Source organism: Ectopseudomonas oleovorans, assembly GCF_029845265.1.
GTDB classification, from domain to species: domain Bacteria; phylum Pseudomonadota; class Gammaproteobacteria; order Pseudomonadales; family Pseudomonadaceae; genus Aquipseudomonas; species Aquipseudomonas oleovorans.
In genome coordinates, this window is the sequence record NZ_JAOCLK010000021.1 from 41199 (window position 1) to 57765 (window position 16567).

General features: G+C 64.6%; 14 protein-coding genes, 1 CRISPR repeat array and 1 riboswitch. Of the genes, 6 read left to right on the forward strand and 8 right to left on the reverse strand.

Annotated elements, in window-relative coordinates:
* Positions 1-4 precede the first annotated feature (4 nt).
* The 3 genes from N5J71_RS12595 to N5J71_RS12605 all read left to right on the forward strand — a co-directional run bounded on the left by N5J71_RS12595 (position 5) and on the right by N5J71_RS12605 (position 1266).
* Positions 5-484 (forward strand): Lrp/AsnC family transcriptional regulator, encoded by a 480-nt coding sequence (locus N5J71_RS12595; RefSeq protein ID WP_004424680.1) that lies wholly within the window; start codon positions 5-7, stop codon positions 482-484.
* A gap of 89 nt (positions 485-573) precedes the next feature.
* Positions 574-792 carry a DUF2788 domain-containing protein gene (locus N5J71_RS12600; RefSeq protein WP_003240295.1) on the forward strand — a complete coding sequence of 73 codons (219 nt, stop codon included), beginning with the start codon at positions 574-576 and terminating at the stop codon, positions 790-792.
* An 81-nt stretch (positions 793-873) separates the two neighbouring features.
* Positions 874-1266: a globin gene (locus N5J71_RS12605; RefSeq protein ID WP_099526229.1), complete on the forward strand. Its 393-nt coding sequence runs from the start codon at positions 874-876 to the stop codon at positions 1264-1266.
* A 208-nt stretch (positions 1267-1474) separates the two neighbouring features.
* Here N5J71_RS12605 and N5J71_RS12610 read toward each other — a convergent pair whose 3' ends face one another.
* Complete coding sequence (locus N5J71_RS12610) at positions 1475-2095, reverse strand: pseudouridine synthase (protein WP_424960567.1); 621 nt, start codon at positions 2093-2095, stop codon at positions 1475-1477.
* Positions 2096-2218: 123 nt separating this feature from the next.
* Here N5J71_RS12610 and ahr point away from each other — a divergent pair, with 123 nt between their 5' ends.
* Complete coding sequence (gene ahr, locus N5J71_RS12615; RefSeq protein WP_279916957.1) at positions 2219-3250, forward strand: NADPH-dependent aldehyde reductase Ahr; 1032 nt, start codon at positions 2219-2221, stop codon at positions 3248-3250.
* Positions 3251-3533: 283 nt separating this feature from the next.
* Here ahr and N5J71_RS12620 read toward each other — a convergent pair whose 3' ends face one another.
* Positions 3534-5258 carry a putative bifunctional diguanylate cyclase/phosphodiesterase gene (locus tag N5J71_RS12620; RefSeq protein ID WP_279916958.1) on the reverse strand — a complete coding sequence of 575 codons (1725 nt, stop codon included), beginning with the start codon at positions 5256-5258 and terminating at the stop codon, positions 3534-3536.
* A gap of 8 nt (positions 5259-5266) precedes the next feature.
* The gene (locus N5J71_RS12625) at positions 5267-6832 is read right to left on the reverse strand and encodes a methyl-accepting chemotaxis protein (protein WP_055987218.1); all 1566 of its coding nucleotides are present in this window, start codon (positions 6830-6832) and stop codon (positions 5267-5269) included.
* 148 nt (positions 6833-6980) lie between these two features.
* On the opposite strand from N5J71_RS12625, the gene N5J71_RS12630 reads away from it, so the two are divergent.
* A complete protein-coding gene (locus tag N5J71_RS12630; RefSeq protein ID WP_055987221.1) occupies positions 6981-7412 on the forward strand; it encodes a hypothetical protein in 432 nt (143 codons plus the stop codon).
* Between the two features lie 165 nt (positions 7413-7577).
* Here the strand turns inward: N5J71_RS12630 and N5J71_RS12635 are convergent, their stop codons facing one another.
* Entirely contained in the window at positions 7578-8918 is a 1341-nt protein-coding gene (locus tag N5J71_RS12635; protein WP_279916959.1) for an aminotransferase-like domain-containing protein, read from the reverse strand.
* A gap of 80 nt (positions 8919-8998) precedes the next feature.
* On the opposite strand from N5J71_RS12635, the gene N5J71_RS12640 reads away from it, so the two are divergent.
* The gene (locus tag N5J71_RS12640) at positions 8999-9970 is read left to right on the forward strand and encodes a threonine dehydratase (RefSeq protein ID WP_279916960.1); all 972 of its coding nucleotides are present in this window, start codon (positions 8999-9001) and stop codon (positions 9968-9970) included.
* 1 nt (position 9971) lies between these two features.
* Here the strand turns inward: N5J71_RS12640 and amn are convergent, their stop codons facing one another.
* From amn to N5J71_RS12660, 4 genes are all read right to left on the reverse strand, one after another.
* Positions 9972-11444, reverse strand: a complete 1473-nt coding sequence (gene amn, locus N5J71_RS12645; protein ID WP_004424704.1) for an AMP nucleosidase — start codon at positions 11442-11444, stop codon at positions 9972-9974.
* Positions 11445-11541: 97 nt separating this feature from the next.
* Complete coding sequence (locus N5J71_RS12650; protein ID WP_004424707.1) at positions 11542-12225, reverse strand: energy-coupling factor ABC transporter permease; 684 nt, start codon at positions 12223-12225, stop codon at positions 11542-11544.
* Between the two features lie 52 nt (positions 12226-12277).
* Positions 12278-12480: riboswitch (cobalamin riboswitch) on the reverse strand.
* 40 nt (positions 12481-12520) lie between these two features.
* A CRISPR array of direct repeats spans positions 12521-14013; the repeat unit is 29 nt; unit sequence CGGTTCATCCCCGCTGGCGCGGGGAACAC.
* 85 nt (positions 14014-14098) lie between these two features.
* The gene (locus tag N5J71_RS12655) at positions 14099-15748 is read right to left on the reverse strand and encodes an acyl-CoA dehydrogenase family protein (protein WP_074855323.1); all 1650 of its coding nucleotides are present in this window, start codon (positions 15746-15748) and stop codon (positions 14099-14101) included.
* Positions 15745-16386 carry a TetR/AcrR family transcriptional regulator gene (locus N5J71_RS12660; protein ID WP_074855324.1) on the reverse strand — a complete coding sequence of 214 codons (642 nt, stop codon included), beginning with the start codon at positions 16384-16386 and terminating at the stop codon, positions 15745-15747. Before N5J71_RS12660 ends, N5J71_RS12655 begins: the two co-directional genes overlap by 4 nt.
* Positions 16387-16567 lie beyond the last annotated feature (181 nt).

The window sequence follows — 16567 nt, forward strand, 5'->3', positions numbered from 1 at the left end:
AAAAATGGACAAACTCGACCGTTACGACCTGAACATTCTCGCCGAATTGCAGCGCAACGCTGCCCTGTCCAACCAGGAACTCGCCGAACGTATCGGCCTCTCGCCATCGCCCTGCTCGCGCCGGGTCAAGCAGCTGGAAGACGACGGCTACATCACCGGCCAGGTCGCCCTGCTCGACCGCAAGAAGCTCGGCCTGAGCCTGACCGCTTACGTGCTGATCGGCATGGACCGACACACACCCGAGCGCTTCGAGCACTTTCAGGATGAAATCCGCAAATGCCCGGAAGTGCTGGAATGCTGCCTGGTCACCGGCATGGACGCTGACTACCAGCTCAAAGTGGTAGTGCCGGACATGGATCATTATCAGAAGCTGCTGCTCGGCACCCTGACCCGTATCGACGGAGTATCCAGCGTGCGTTCGAGCTTCGTGCTGCAGCAGATTCTGTCCAGCACGCAGTTGCCGTTGCAGCACCTGCGCGACTGAAAGTCGCAGGGTGAGGCGGATCATGCCGCGCCCTGGGTCAGGCGCGTATAATTTCCGCCCTGCGTTTTCCGTCCGAATCACGAGGCACCATGGAAACCGAACAATTTGAAGCCCTGATGATGTACGTCCTGGTGGGCGGCCTGATGCTGTTCATGTTCTTCATCATCTGGGACCTCGCGAAGAAGTCCAAGGCCGGCCGCCTCGGCACCGCCATCCTGTTCCTCGGCCTGGGCCTGTGCCTGTTCGCCTTCCTCGCCAAGCCGATCATCACCTACATCATCGAGACCGCGCGCGGCATTCACGGCTAAGCCACTCGGCCAGTGCACTACGTCTGATTGAAACCAGGCCATCGTCTCGATGCGACCTGCCGCCTATTCAAGGAGTTACACATGAGCGCCGCCAATCTGGTGATGCAGAGCTATGGACGCTGCTGCGCCAGCCCGGATTTCTTCGACAGTTTCTACCGCCACTTCCTCGCCAGCTCGCCACTGATTCGCGAGAAGTTCGTCGACACCGACATGAGCGCGCAGAAGCAGCTGCTGCGTCAGGGCATCCTCAACTTGGTGATGCACGCCCGCGGCATGCCCGACACCAAGCTGCGCGCCCTCGGCGAATCGCATTCGCGCCAGCATCTGGACATTCGCCCGGAACTCTACGACCTGTGGCTCGACGCACTGCTGGCGACCATCAGCGAACACGACAAGGAGTGCGACGCAGACGTGCGCCAGGCCTGGCGTGAAGTGCTGAACAAAGGTATCGCCGTGATCAAGGCCGGTTATTGATTCAGGTCAGGGTCGCCAGGGTCGCAGCTGCGACAAATCGACCGCAGCCCTGAGCACGGGTGCGCGCAGCCCAGGCGGTCCCACGACACACTAGGTTCTGAAACAGTCGTCATTCCCGCGAAGGCGGGAACCTAGAAACTGGGCCCCCGCCTGCGCGGGAGTGACGGTATATGGATTTTCAGTGCTTCATCAGGCAATCCGCGCGCCTCTACGGCAACTGCGCGGGCACCTCACGCCATTGCCCAGGCTGCAACCCATCCAACCGCCACGGCCCGATGGCCACGCGCACCAGGCGCAGGGTGGGCAGGCCAACCGCAGCGGTCATGCGCCGCACCTGACGATTGCGCCCCTCGCGAATCACCAGTTCCAGCCAGCTGGTCGGCACGCTCTTGCGAAAACGTACCGGCGGGTTGCGCTCCCATAGCTCGGGCTCGTCCAGGCGCCGTGCCTCGGCCGGCAGAGTCGGGCCGTCGTTGAGCATCACGCCAGTGCGCAATTGCTGCAGTTGCTCCTCGCTCGGCTCGCCCTCCACCTGCACCCAGTAGGTCTTCGCCAGCTTGTGCTTGGGGTCGGCGATACGCGCCTGCAGACGACCGTCGTTGGTCAACAACAGCAGGCCTTCACTGTCGCGATCCAGACGACCGGCCGGGTAGACACCGGGCACATCGACAAAATCCTTGAGCGTGGCGCGGCCCTGCTCGTCATTGAACTGAGTCAGCACGTCGAACGGCTTGTTCAGCAGCAACAGGCGCGGCTGCGCGGGTGGCGCCTTGGCCACTCGGCGTGGCGCGGCAGGACGGCGATTGGCGGGAGGGCGAGGGCGTGACATGCAACAGGCTTCGATAAAAATGAGCCAAGCAGTGTAACCCACGATCAGCGGCACTGATGGTGCTTCCCAGTTGCGCAGCGGCAGCTAAGCTGCTGACTCAACCTCTGCAATCGGGAGCCTCCCATGAGCAACAGTGCCGAACTCGCTACCTTCACCGGCTGGGCTGCCACGGCACCCAAGGCGCCACTGGAACGCCTGAGCTACGACCCCGGCCCGCTCGGCGCCGAAGAGGTGGAAGTGGCGGTGGAATACTGCGGCATCTGCCATTCCGACCAGTCGATGATCGACAACGAATGGGGCAATGCGCGCTACCCCTTCATTCCCGGCCATGAGGTGGTCGGCACCATCGTCCGTCTCGGCGAGCAGGCGCGCGGACTCAAGCTGGGCCAGCGCGTTGGCATCGGCTGGTACAAGGGCAGTTGCATGCATTGCGGCTCGTGCATGGAGGGTTCGCACCAGTTGTGCCGCTCGGTGAAACCGACCATCGTCGGCAGCCACGGTGGTTTCGCCGACCGCCTACGCTCGCACTGGGCCTGGGCGGTGCCGCTGCCCGACGGCCTCGACCCGGCGCTGGTCGGCCCGCTGTTCTGCGCCGGTTCCACGGTATTCAGCCCGCTGTTGGAGTTCGACATCAAGCCCACCGACCGCGTTGGCGTGGTCGGCATCGGCGGCCTCGGCCACCTGGCGCTGCGCTTTCTCAACGCCTGGGGCTGTGAGGTGACGGCCTTTACCTCGTCGCTGAACAAGCAAGATGAAGCCAAACGCCTGGGCGCGCACAAGGTGGTGGCCTCCACCGACAGCGCGGCAATGAAGGCCATTGCCGGCACCCTGGATTTCCTCCTGGTCACCGCCAGCGCCGACCTCGACTGGATTGCCCTGCTCGGCACCCTGCGCGGCAAGGGCCGCCTGCACTTCGTCGGCATCGTGCCCAGCGCCATCCCAGTGCACGTGTTCAACCTGATCCCGCAGCAAAAGAGCCTGTCCGGCTCACCGGTAGGCTCGCCCTCAAGCATGGCGACCATGCTCGAATTCTGCGCTCGGCATCAGATCCTGCCACAGGTCGAGCAATTCCCCATGAGCCAGGTGAACGCGGCAATCGACCATCTGCGCAGCGGCAAGGCGCGCTATCGGGTGGTGCTGGATGCCAGTTGCTAGGGGCTGTTGACGTTTCAGTATAAGAATTTGATCCAGAAAGAAATATTGTGATTCTTCGGTGCCGTCACGGTGCACTTGAGACTGGGGCTGGTCGGATGCCGTAGGGCGGGTGCAACCCGCCCTACGAGGAGGAGCATCCGGCACCTGCATCACCTGTGCTGCTCGCGACGAAACGTCAACAGGCCCCAGGGGCTCCAACGTCAGAGGCAAGCCTGCACTGTACGATGGATCGCGTAGCGGCCCTCGGAACCGGCAAAGCAGGCCTTCGCGAATGAATTCGCGCCTACAAGCGCGCCCGCAGCCACTCGACCAACTCCGCCAGCGGCATCGGCCTGGCGAACCAGAAGCCTTGCCCCTGACTGCATCCACCCTCCTGTAAGAGGGCCAGTTGCGCCTCGGTTTCGACCCCCTCGGCCACGGTGCGCATACCCAGCCCCTGGGCGATGCCGAGAATGGCCTGGATGATCGCCTGATCGCTGGGGTTGCCGGGCAAGCCCGAGACGAACGAGCGGTCGATCTTCAACTTGTCGAAACGCAGTTGTTTCAAGCGCCCCAGTGACGAGAAGCCGACGCCGAAATCATCCATCGCCAGACGGACTCCGGCTTCGTGCAACTCGACCGAAGTCTGCAATACCTGCGCCGAGGCGTTCATCGCCACATCCTCGGTGATTTCCAGCTCCAGGCGTTCGGCCGGCAGGCCGCTGTCGCGCAGAGTCTGGCGAACCAGTGCGACGAAGCCGGCCTCGCTGAACAACGGCGCGCAGATGTTGACCGCCACCGCCACATCCATCAGCCCCGCTTCGATCAGCGCCGCATTGTCCCGGCACGCCCGTCGAATGACCCAGCGGCCGATGGCCGGCATCAGGCCATACTCCTGCGCCACCGGAATGAACTGATCGGGCGCCACCAGGCCATTGCTGCCGTCGCGCCAGCGCAGCAAGGCTTCCATGCCACAGGGCTGCAAGGTCTGCATGTCGAACTGCAACTGGTAGTGCAGCTCGAACTGATCGAGCGAGATGGCCTTGCGCAGGCGGCTGAGCAACCGGTAGACCCGCTCGGAGCGCTCGCGCAGCGCCTGGTCGAACAGACGAATGCACGCCCCGCCCTCCACCTTGGCCTGGTACATGGCGATATCCGCCTCGTTCATCACCTCGTCGGCGGACTGGCCATGGTCCGGGTACAGGCTGATGCCGATGCTCGCGCTGACGCTCAGAACGCGGGTGTCGATAACGAAGGGCTCCTTGAGCGCCTCGATCAGGCGCGCGGCAACCCGCTCGGCAGTCTCGGCCCCGGACTCCAGCATGATCGAGGCGACGAACTCGTCGCCGCCCACCCGCCCCAGCATGTCGCCATCGCGCAGGCTCTTCTGGAAGCGTTCAGCCGCCAGCTTGAGCAGACGGTCGCCAACCCTGTGGCCATGGTTGTCATTGATCTGCTTGAAGCCGTCCAGGTCGATGAACAGCACCGCGAGTTGCCGCCCGGAAACCTCGCACGCCTCCATGGCCATGGCCAGGCCCTGAATGAACTCATGCCGGTTGGCACAGCCCGTGAGGCCATCGTAGGCGGCCAGAAAGGCGATGCGCTCGGTGAACTTGCGCCGCTCGCTGATATCGTGACAGATGCCGACGAACAGGCGCTGACCGTCGCGCTGGAACTCACCGACGCTCAAGTGCAAGGGGAAGCAGACGCCATCCTTGCGCCGGCCCATGACCTCCCGACCGATCCCGATGATCTTGCGCTCGCCACCGGCACAGTAGTTGTCCAGGTAACCGTCATGCGCCTCGGCGTGCGGCGCGGGCATCAGCATGGAGATGTTCTTGCCAAGCAGTTCGTCGGCGCTGAAACCGAAGGTCTGCTCCGTCGCCCGGTTCGCCGCCTGGAGAATGCCACGGGCATTGATGACCATGATGGCATCCACCGCAGCATCGAAAATGGCACCGGCCAGCGCCGAGTCGACACCATCCCACTGGTCCGGGTCAGCGGCCACAGTGTCTTCGCTGTTTTCCATAATTTCTCTCAACTGCTGAAACGCTCGACCAGTGCATGCATGGCGCGCGAAGTCTGTTGCAGATCGTTACCGACCTGCGCGGATTCCCCCGCCAGCTCGGCATTGAGATCCGAAGCCTGGGCAATCCGGGTGATCTGCTGGGAAATATCCTCGGCGACATGGGCCTGCTCCTCGGATGCCGCAGCCATCTGCTGACCCATGTCGTGGATCAGGTCGACGGCACTGCTGATCCCCTGCAGCGCGTCCTGGGTGGCGATTACCTGCTGCACACCGGCGGCGGCCTCCTGCGTACCGGCCTGGGCAATAGCCACCGAGCCCTGTGCTCCGGCCTGCAGCGTCTTGATGATGTCCTGAATGGCCCGGGTCGAATCCTGGGTTTTCGACGCCAGAGCCCGCACCTCATCGGCCACCACTGCGAAGCCCCGGCCCTGTTCACCAGCCCGCGCAGCCTCGATGGCCGCATTCAGGGCCAGCAGGTTGGTCTGCTCGGCTATCGCCCGGATCATGCTGGCGGCCTGCTCGATGGACTGGGTATCGCGCGCCAGCCCCTCCACCGATGCACTGATCCCCGACACCGTGTGCGCCAGCTTCTCGATCACCTCGCGGGTCTTGCCAGCCTCGGCCGAGCCATCGTGGGCCAGCATATTGGCCCGACGGGCTTCATCGGCGGTGCGGTGAACATGCGCCGATACCTCGGCGATCGATGCCGCCATCTCGTGCATCGCGGTTGCCGCCATATCCGCCTCGCCACGCTGTGCCTGCAGGGACGCTTCGGAACTGTTGGTCAAACGGCCACTGCGCTGGGCCAGTTCGGCACTGTGGTCGGCATAATCCTCCAGGCGGCTGAGCACCGTGCGGATACGCGCGCGCTCGCTGATCAGGGCCATCTGCACCTGGGCGGGCCTGCCGGACAAATCAGTATAGGTACGTGCGATCAGTTCACTGTCGAAAGCCCCCTGCAGGCTATCCAGCAAACGCTGCAGCAGGCGCTCCCGGCGCAGGTCATTCCACCCCTGCAGGGCGAACGGCACCGCCAGGGCACAGGCCAGACCCACGACAGGCGAAACCCACTGATACGCCGCCAGCACGGCCAAACCGGTCATGGCGGGGATACCCAGTATCTCGGCCCAACGCCACAGGCCTTGCCCCGACGACTCCGGCGACCTACCCGCGCGTATCTGCGCATAGAGTTGACTGGCGCGGCGTACCTGCTCGGCATCCGGCTTCACCCGCACCGACTCGTAACCGCTCACCCGGCCATTCTCGGAAATCGGCGTCACATAGGCGCTGACCCAATAGAAATCGCCGTTCTGGCAGCGGTTCTTGACGATGCCCATCCAGGCCTTGCCGGCCTTGAGATGACTCCACATATGTTCGAATACCGCCTCCGGCATATCCGGATGACGCACGATATTGTGTGGTTGCCCCAGCAGTTGCTCACGTTCGAAGCCACTGACGCTGACGAACTCATCGTTGCAGTAAGTGATGAGCCCCCTTGTATCTGTCGCCGAAATCAAGCGCTGCGCAGACGGAAAGTCACGCTCTCGCCCCGTCACAGGGGTATTCAGTCTCATCGGATACTCTCTGCATGCACTTGATGATCGAGCCATGATGGTATCATTACGCCAGCACTAACGTAACCATAATTTACGTAATTAACTTAATCAATATTGCCTATTGTGTTACGCCACGCTGTCGTGTTCCTCCGTAGTGTTTCCCGTCATGGAAAACACACGTCAAAAATTTGCCGCACGCCTGCGCAGCACACTCGAGCAAGCAGGCTACGAGGCCAAACCCGCCGTACTCGAGCGTGAGTTCAACTTGCGCTACTGGGGCAAACCCGTGACTTTGCATGGCGTTCGGCGCTGGCTGAAAGGCGAAGCTCTGCCGACGGAGGACAAACTGCTGGTGTTGGCGCAGTGGCTACGAATAGATCCCCGCACCCTGAGATTCGGAGAGGAGGTTCCTGAGCAGATAAAAAGGCAACAGCAACTGTACGAGTGCGTTCCCCACCAGGAGCGCGAGGCCATAGAAGCGTTCCTGGCGCTCTCGCCAGCCCGCCGACGGCTCATTCGCGAGGTGATCATGAACTTCGCCCAGGCCGAACAGGCGCAAGCCAGCGCTGCCCCCGATACACCGGATGAACAGAGCTAGGACTTCCTCGTAGTGCGGGTGCAACCCGCCATAGCGCCAATGGCGGGCTACACACGCCACTGCACGTTCGAAGGCAGCAGCGATGGCGGTGCCTTCGATCCATTGATCTTCGTTAGACGATCCGCTGTTGCAAACCTATTGGAACAGCCCCAGGCGGACTAACCGTCAGAGCGGCCAGGCCGCCACTATCCCTTCCAGCGCCCGCTTGAGCTCGGCGCGGCTGGCCGCCGCGGCAAGACTGACGCGCACCGCGTGCCCCGGATTGGCGTCGACCGCAAACACCTCGGCCGCCACCACCTCCACGCCGTGATCCCGGCAGGCTTCGGCCAGGCCGGCGGGCGGCGAGTCGTCCAGCCACAGATGCGGCGCCACCGCCCGTCCCTGCGGCATGCGTGGCCCGAGCACGCGCGCGGCCAGGCGCCAGCGCTGCTGTAACTCCTCCATCTGCCAGGCCAGGCGCTGCTCGGCGACGCCGCTTTCGATCCATTCGCAGGCCAGCGCCAGACTCAGCGGCGCCACGGCCCAGCGCGTGGCCTGTGCCTCGCGGTCGATGCGTTCGAGCAGCTCCGGCGCGCCGGCGATGAAGCCCAGACGCAGCCCCGGCGCAACACTCTTGGACAGGCTGCTGATCAACAGGCAACGCTCGGCAAGCTGCACCGCCAGTGGCGCCTCGCTGCCGAGCACGCCGTAGACATCGTCCTCGACGATCCACAAGCCACGCCGCCGTGCCACCTCGGCGATGGCCGCGCGGCGCTCGGCGTCCAGGCTGGCGCCGGTAGGATTCTGCAAACAGGGTGTGAGCACCGCCACGCGAGCCCCGGTAGCGCGGGCCTGGCGGTCGAGGTCATCGGGCAGAATGCCGTGCTCGTCCATCGCCACGCCATGCAGCGGCAGGCGCAACTGCCTTGCGGCGGCCTTGATCCCCGGCGCGGTATAGCGCTCCACCAGAATCGGCTCGCCGGCCTCGCACAGCGCCAGCAAGGCCGCCGACACGCCCTGCTGGGCGCCAGCACAGAGCAGCAATTCGCCCGGTGCCAATTGCAGACCACGCCGTCGCAACCAGATTGCCCCCGCCAGATGCGCACGCTCGACCAATGCCGCCGAAGGGTAGGCCTGCAGCGCATCGAGTTTGCCGCGTGCGGCCAGTGCGGCGAGGCTGGCGGAGAGATCATGATTGTCCGGGTCATGCACCGGTACGTTGGTCGACAGGTCGATCAGGTCGCCCTGCGCGGTCGGCTGCTTGAGACGGAACAGGCTTGCCTCATGACTGCCGGACAGCACGTAGGTGCCGCGCCCGACCTCGCCGGATACCAGGTGTCGACGCGCAGCTTCGCGGTAGGCGAGCATCACCGTGCTCGGGTTGATGCCCAGCGTCCAGGCCAGTCGGCGCTGCGGCGGTAGCCGTTCACCAGACTTGAGTTCGCCTCGGCCAATGGCCAGTGCAATGGCCTCGACCAGGGCGAGGTATGTCGGGAGAGCGCTGTCTTGCAGGTCAGGAAGCCACATTGCTTGCCATGCAATATAAAGATTTACCCATACAATGCGCCGCACTAGCATCGGGGTCAACACCACCCGGAGCACGCCTCATGTTCGATCTCGCCCAACTGCGTCAGAGCTCTGAACTGGTTCACCGCCACATGGCGCCCACACCGCAACTGGCCTGGCCGCTGCTCGCCCAGCGCACAGGCTGCGAGGTCTGGGTCAAGCACGAGAACCATGCCCCCACCGCCGCCTTCAAGGTACGCGGTGGGCTGGTCTACATCGACGCCCTGCTGCGCCGCGAACCGCAGGTGCGCGGGCTGGTCACCGCCACCCGTGGTAACCACGGCCAGAGCCTGGCACTGGCGGCGCGTGCCGCAGGCCTGGCGATCCGCATCCTGGTGCCACACGGCAACGCCCGCGAGAAAAACGCGGCGATGCGCGCACTCGGCGCAGAGGTGATCGAACATGGCCGCGACTTCGACGAAGCCCGCGCCGAAGCCGCGCGCCTGGCCGAACGCGACGGCCTGCACTGGGTGCCGTCACTGCACGAGGATCTGGTGCGCGGCGTGGCCACCTACACGCTGGAGCTACTGGAGGCGGTGCCGAACCTGCGCCGGGTGTACGTGCCCATCGGCCTCGGCTCGGGCATCTGCGGGATGATCCGCACCCGCAACCTGCTGGGCCTCGACACCGAGATCGTCGGCGTGGTCGCCAGTGGCGCCGACGCCTACGCGCAGAGTTTCGAACAAGGCCGGCTGGTGCAGACCGAACGCGCCGACACCCTGGCCGACGGCATGGCCTGCCGCCAGCCACAGCAACTGGCGCTGGACATCATTCGCGCCGGCGCCGCACGCATCGTGCGGGTCGACGACGAGGAAATCCGCGGCGCCATCCGCGCCTATCACGAGGACACCCACAACCTCGCCGAAGGCGCCGGCGCAGCAGCGCTGGCCGCCCTGATGCAGGAACGCAAGCTCAATGCCGGCCAGCGCGTGGCCGTGGTGCTCAGCGGCGCCAATATCGACCGCGCAGCACTGGCCGAGCTGCTGCGTGACGAGGCGCCGGCGGCCGCCTGACTCAGCGGAACGGCGGCTCGTCGAAGCTGCGCAACTTGCGCGAGTGCAGCGAGTTGAGCTGGCTGCGCATCAACTCCAGCGCCGCGATACCGATATGCAGGTGCTGGGTCACCGCGCGCTCGTAGAAGGCGCCGGCTGCGCCGGGCAGCTTGATCTCACTGTGCAGCGGCTTGTCCGATACGCACAGCAGCGTGCCGTAGGGCACCCGCAGGCGATAGCCCTGAGCAGCGATGGTACCGCTTTCCATGTCCACCGCCACCGCGCGCGACAGGTTGATCAGCGGCCGCTCCTGGGCCCAGCGCAGCTCCCAATTGCGGTCGTCGTAGGTCAACACGGTGCCGGTGCGCAGGCGCTTCTTCAGCTCGTCGCCCTCTTCGCCGGTAACCAGCTTGGCGGCTTCCTGCAGCGCCTGCTGCACCTCGGCCAGCGCCGGCAGCGGGATATGCGGCGGCAGTACGCGGTCCAGAATGCCGTCGCGGCGCATATAGGCGTGGGCCAGCACGTAGTCGCCGATGGTCTGCGATTGGCGCAGGCCACCGCAGTGGCCGATCATCAGCCAGCAGTGCGGACGCAGCACGGCCAGGTGGTCGGTGATGTTCTTGGCGTTGGACGGACCGACGCCGATGTTGACCAGGGTGATGCCATGGCCGTCCGCTGCCTGCAAGTGATAGGCCGGCATCTGGTAGCGGTGCCAGACCACATTCTCGATGATCGCCTGCATCTCGCCTTCGGCCATGCCGCGCTCGATCACCACGTTGCCCGGCAGCACCATGCGGGTGAAACGCGAGTCGCCCACCAACATGTCCAGACCGTGGCGGATGAACTGGTCGACGTAACGGTGGTAGTTGGTCAGCAGGATCCACGGCTGCACATGGCGCCAGTCGCTGCCGGTGTAGTGCTGGATACGCTTGAGCGAGAAATCGGTGCGCGCTGCGTCGAACAGTGCCAGCGGCAGTGGGTCGATGTTCTCCCAGTCGTACAGACCATCGGCGGTGCCGTCGGTGGCGGCGGACAGATCGGTGCTGGGGAATACTCGTGCCAGCTCGGCGGCGGTCACACCACTGCCGGCCAGCTCATCGCCGCCCTCGACCACGTACGGGTAGGGAATGTTCTGCTGGCTGCGGCCGACTTCCACACGCAGGGTGAAGTCGTTCATTAATGGGCGCAGCTGCTCCAGCAGGTATTTGCGGAAGGCTGCCGGCTGGGTCACGGTGATGGCATAGGTGCCCGGCACCTGCACCTTGGCATAGGCGCGCACGGTGGTCGGCACCTCGCCCTGGCACAGGTAGGTCAGGCGCAATTCGGGGTAGCGGAACAGGCAGTGCTCGCTGGCATCCGGGCGGATGCGCTCCTTGAGGTAGCGTTTGAGCGCATGGCTCAACGCACCGGTGGCTTCCTGGTGCAGGGCGGCGAGGCGGTCGACGGCCTCTTCGGGGGTATGGGCAATGATGAAATCATCTGAGCAGGCTTTCACAGTGCATCTTCCTGACTGAACGTACGCGCCTATCTTGCCTGCATCCTCATGGCAAAACCTAGCGCGGCGACCGAATCAGCGGCCACCGCGCATTGCATCAGACCGCCGCCTGGTGCAGACGCACGTTGAACAGCGACCCCTGACTGAAACGCGCCAGCGCCTTGGCAGCGGCCAGCACGCCTAGGTCGACCAGCGGTTCGATCAGGATCACGCTCATGTAAGCCAGGCCGAAGCTGCCCACAGCGGCCAGGTTATCGCTGGTGAAGCCATGGCCGTAAAAGGCCCAGAAGCCGACCCAGGCAACAATGCCGCCCTGGTAGGCGGTCGACAGCGCCAACGCCTGCTTGTAGGACAGGTCGACGTAGGCGGTGCCCGGCGCAACGATACGCTTGGCCAACACACTGATGGCCCACAGCGGTACCAGCAGGGTGGTGACGTTCATGCCGTACTGCGGCAGATCGAACGGCGCGAACAACAAGCCCTGCAACAGCAAGCCAGCCGCCAGACCGATGGCTGCGGCACCAGCGCCGAACAGCAACAACAGGGTAGAACCAAGGATCAGGTGCACCTCGGAAACGCCCACCGCATGATGCGGAAACACCTCGAAGAAGCAGAACACCAGCGCGGTGGTCAGCAGGCTGCGCAGCGCCAGGGCGGCGACACCGCCGTTGTTGCGGACGCTGTCCAGGGCGAGTTTGGCGGTCAGGCCGAAAGCGGTGACGGCCGTTGCGTAGCTGAGCAGGATCTTGGCGCCTTCGACGACACCGGGTTCGATATGCATGCGAGTTCCTTTGCCGCGCCCACCGCGCGACGATTCGGATGAAGGATGGGCGAAACGCCCGTTATCGATGGCAGGTCTCCTGGCTCACGGCTTGGCACTTCGCCCGCCTTCCCGACCGGAGTCAGTGGCATGAGGGCATCGTTCGCCGCTTACAGTTGCGGGGGCAGCCAGGGCGTTGGCGAGATTCGCCGCACCCTATTCCCTTTTCATCCGCGTCATGTACGTGCACGCAGAACCATCGGCGGCAAGATTACTCGCCTGCCCGGCTAAAAAACAGCGTGCCGAGCCCCCCTCCAAGCTCATCCCCGCTGGCGCGGGGAACACGGCGCGGGCCTTGGTGAGCATATCCAACTCAGCGGTTCATCCCCGCTGGCGCGGGGAACACTCGCGCACCTGCTCCGCTGACCCGCTGTTCGCCGGTTCATCCCCGCTGGCGCGGGGTACACGGACTCTAGCGTCCAGCCAAACCCTCATAAGCCGGTTCATCCCCGCTGGCGCGGGGAACACCGCGCACCATGAGCAGCCGTGAAATGTCGGAGCGGTTCATCCCCGCTGGCGCGGGGAACACTCTTTCTCAGAAGTACGATCACTTTGGTCGTTCGGTTCATCCCCGCTGGCGCGGGGAACACCCGGTCATCCTGCTGGCACCAGACGTTGAAGTGGGTTCATCCCCGCTGGCGCGGGGAACACGTTGGTAACAACCAGTTCACTGACAACCTGATCGGTTCATCCCCGCTGGCGCGGGGAACACATGGCCTCGGATCGCTCCGTGACTGCATATGCCGGTTCATCCCCGCTGGCGCGGGGAACACCAGGCGTCTCGCTCGATGCCCTGGATGATCCCCGGTTCATCCCCGCTGGCGCGGGGAACACTAGTGTTTTCGACACTTTTTCGACACTACCAGCGGTTCATCCCCGCTGGCGCGGGGAACACAAATACGCATAAGCACAGAAGAGGTTGGAATACGGTTCATCCCCGCTGGCGCGGGGAACACTTCCGCGCAGCTCGAAGTCGCATCCGCCGAGCCGGTTCATCCCCGCTGGCGCGGGGAACACTTGACAGCTGAGCATTTCGGCATGTCTAGCGGCGGTTCATCCCCGCTGGCGCGGGGAACACTCCCAGCCGAACAGATTCAGAACGAAAGCGAACGGTTCATCCCCGCTGGCGCGGGGAACACAAGAACATCAAGATCGGACTGGATGCGGACAGCGGTTCATCCCCGCTGGCGCGGGGAACACGAGGTCGTCGGCGCCGATCACTTCTTGCCGGCCGGTTCATCCCCGCTGGCGCGGGGAACACTTTGCCGATGTTGCTCACAACGTGCCAGTACGCGGTTCATCCCCGCTGGCGCGGGGAACACTTGTAGATTTTCGCGATTTTCTCTACCAGCGCCGGTTCATCCCCGCTGGCGCGGGGAACACGCTTTACAGCTCCGTTCGCGCGACCACCACCAAGGTTCATCCCCGCTGGCGCGGGGAACACCTGGTCAACAGTAGGGAACCGCTCGCGGTCGGCGGTTCATCCCCGCTGGCGCGGGGAACACTTAACACGCATTAATCCCATATAAATCAACAGCGGTTCATCCCCGCTGGCGCGGGGAACACTGTGGTAGCCTTCTCGCTGCTGACTTCGGGGGCGGTTCATCCCCGCTGGCGCGGGGAACACGGCCACGCGGGCATTCTTGCGAACCTCGGCGGCGGTTCATCCCCGCTGGCGCGGGGAACACATGGCCTGGCCGATATGATGAATGCCGGCGACCGGTTCATCCCCGCTGGCGCGGGGAACACACTTAGCCTAACCAATTGTTCCTTAAAGGAGAAAATCAGCCGCTAAAAACCTACCAACTTCTCCTTGTTAAAGATTGCCCCTGTATCAAAGCAGATTCGGCGTGCTACGCGCCAGCAGCGCCTCGACGTCGACACCGCGCGGCAGGGTGCCGTAGACGCGGCCACGGCCTTCCAGCCGGCTGGCGATAAAGGCATCGGAGACAGTGGCGTTGCCCGCCTCCAGCAGCAGCTTCGCCTGCAGTGCTACGGCCATGTCTTCGGTGAGCCGGCGCGCGCGGTACTGGATGTCGGCTGTATCAGCGAAATCTGCCTTGAGGCGCTGGATATGCGCCTTCAGGCGGGCATCGCCGTGACCATCGCCCAGTTCGGCGAACAACGCGTCGAGCACGCCAGGTTCCTTGGACAGCGCGCGTAGCACGTCCAGGCATTGCACGTTGCCCGAGCCTTCCCAGATCGAGTTGACCGGCGCTTCGCGGTACAGGCGCGGCATGATGGTTTCCTCGACATAGCCCGCGCCGCCCATGCATTCGCTGGCCTCGTAGATCATTTCCGGCGCGCGCTTGCAGATCCAGTATTTGCCCACGGCGGTGACCAGACGAGCGAACTTGTCTTCCTGCGCGTCATGCGCGTGATCCAGCGCGCGGCCCATGCGCATGCACAGGGCCAGCGCGGCTTCGCTCTCCAGCGCCAGGTCGGCCAGCACGTTCTGCATCAGCGGCTGGTCGGCGAGCAGCTTGCCACCCACCTGGCGATGCGCGCAGTGGTGCGCAGCCTGGGTCAGCGCCTGGCGCATCAGGCTGCTGGAGCCGACCATGCAATCGAAGCGGGTCATCGCCACCATCTCGATGATGGTCGGCACGCCACGCCCTTCCTCGCCGAGCATCCAGGCGAAAGCGCCACGGTACTCCACCTCGCTGGAGGCGTTGGCCCAGTTGCCCAGCTTGTTCTTCAGGCGCTGGATGTAGAACGCGTTGCGCGTTCCGTCCGGGCGGTGACGCGGCAGCAGGAAGCACGACAGGCCCTTGTCGGTGTAGGCCAGGGTGAGGAAGGCATCGCACATCGGCGCCGAGCAGAACCACTTGTGGCCCACCAGCTCATAGCCCTGCCCCGGCCCGCCAAGGCCGATGGGATAAGCGCGGGTGGTGTTGGCGCGCACGTCGGTGCCACCCTGCTTCTCGGTCATCGCCATGCCGATGGTCACGCCAGTCTTCTGCTCCATCGGCAGGTTGCGTGGGTCGTACTCGGTGGCGAGGATCTTCGGCAGCCACTGCTCGGCTACGTTGGGCTGCAGGCGGATGGCGGGCACGGCGGCGAAGGTCATGGTCAACGGGCAGCCGCTGGCCGCTTCGGCCTGGCTATGCATATAGGTCAGCCCGGCGCGGGCGACATGGGCGCCGGCACGCGGGTCGGTCCAGGGCAGCGACGGCAGGCCGTGCTCGACCGCTGTGCGCATCAGCTCGTGGTAGGCCGGGTGAAACTCGACCAGGTCGATGCGATTGCCGTAGCGGTCATGACTCTTGAACACCGGTTTGTTCTCGTTGGCAAGAAAGCCGGCCTGCATCAGGGCGCCGCCGGCCAGCGCACCATAGGCGCTCAAACGCTCGTGGGCCCAGGCGCCATCGTAGCGGCGAATCCACTCCTGCAGCGGCAGATCGAGGCGATAGAGATTGGCGCCATCGAGGCTCGGTACCTGGTTGAACACCTCGTGGGTTTCGGCATGCAGGCTGGGCTTCATCGCGTGGGCTCCTTGGCGCCGACGGCGCGCAGGCAGAAGGTGGCAAGGCTGGCGCTGACCTGCGCCAGCTCCAGGGTGGGTTGGCCTGCTTCGCGAGCGGCGCGAGCAGGTGGCGACAGGGGGCCGACCAGCGCTTCGGCAATGGCGCCGACCAGGCAGGCCGCCATCAGGCCGATCTGCTCGACGCGAAACTCACCGGCGCCGGCCCCCTCCTCCAGCAGATCGATGAACAGCTCGGCGTAGGCTTCGCGATAGAGCAGGCGCTGCTCGTCGACTTCCGGGTCGACCGGTTCGGCGATCAGCGCGAAGGCCAGGCGGCGGCTATGCCAGGCGCGGGCAGCGAACTGTTCGAGGCCGATGCGCAGGCGCTCACTGGCGCTGCCCGGCCCACGCAAGGCAGCGGCCAGAGCATCTACCTCACGCTGGCTGGCGCTGGCGAATACCTCGGCGGACAGTTCACCCTTGCTGCGAAAGTGGCGGTACAGACTACCGGTGGCGATGCCGACATCGTCGGCCAGCGCCTGCATGGTCAGGGCGGCGAAACCGCCCTCGGCTACCCGCAGCAAGGCGCAGTCGAGAATACGCGCGCGCAACGCTTGGTCGCGGTCGAGTCGAGCTTCGGTGGTGCGATAAGCCATGATCTGAATCCTGATTCATCCACATTCAGTGAATCAGGATTCAGACCATGACTAAAGGGACGATCCGGCCAAAACTGCCGCCGAATCGGGAATGAGGTTGCCCGTGCAAAGCTGCACTTGTAGGAGCCAGCTTGCTGGCGATCATCGATCTGACAGGCGCAGAGCATCGCCGGCAAGCCGG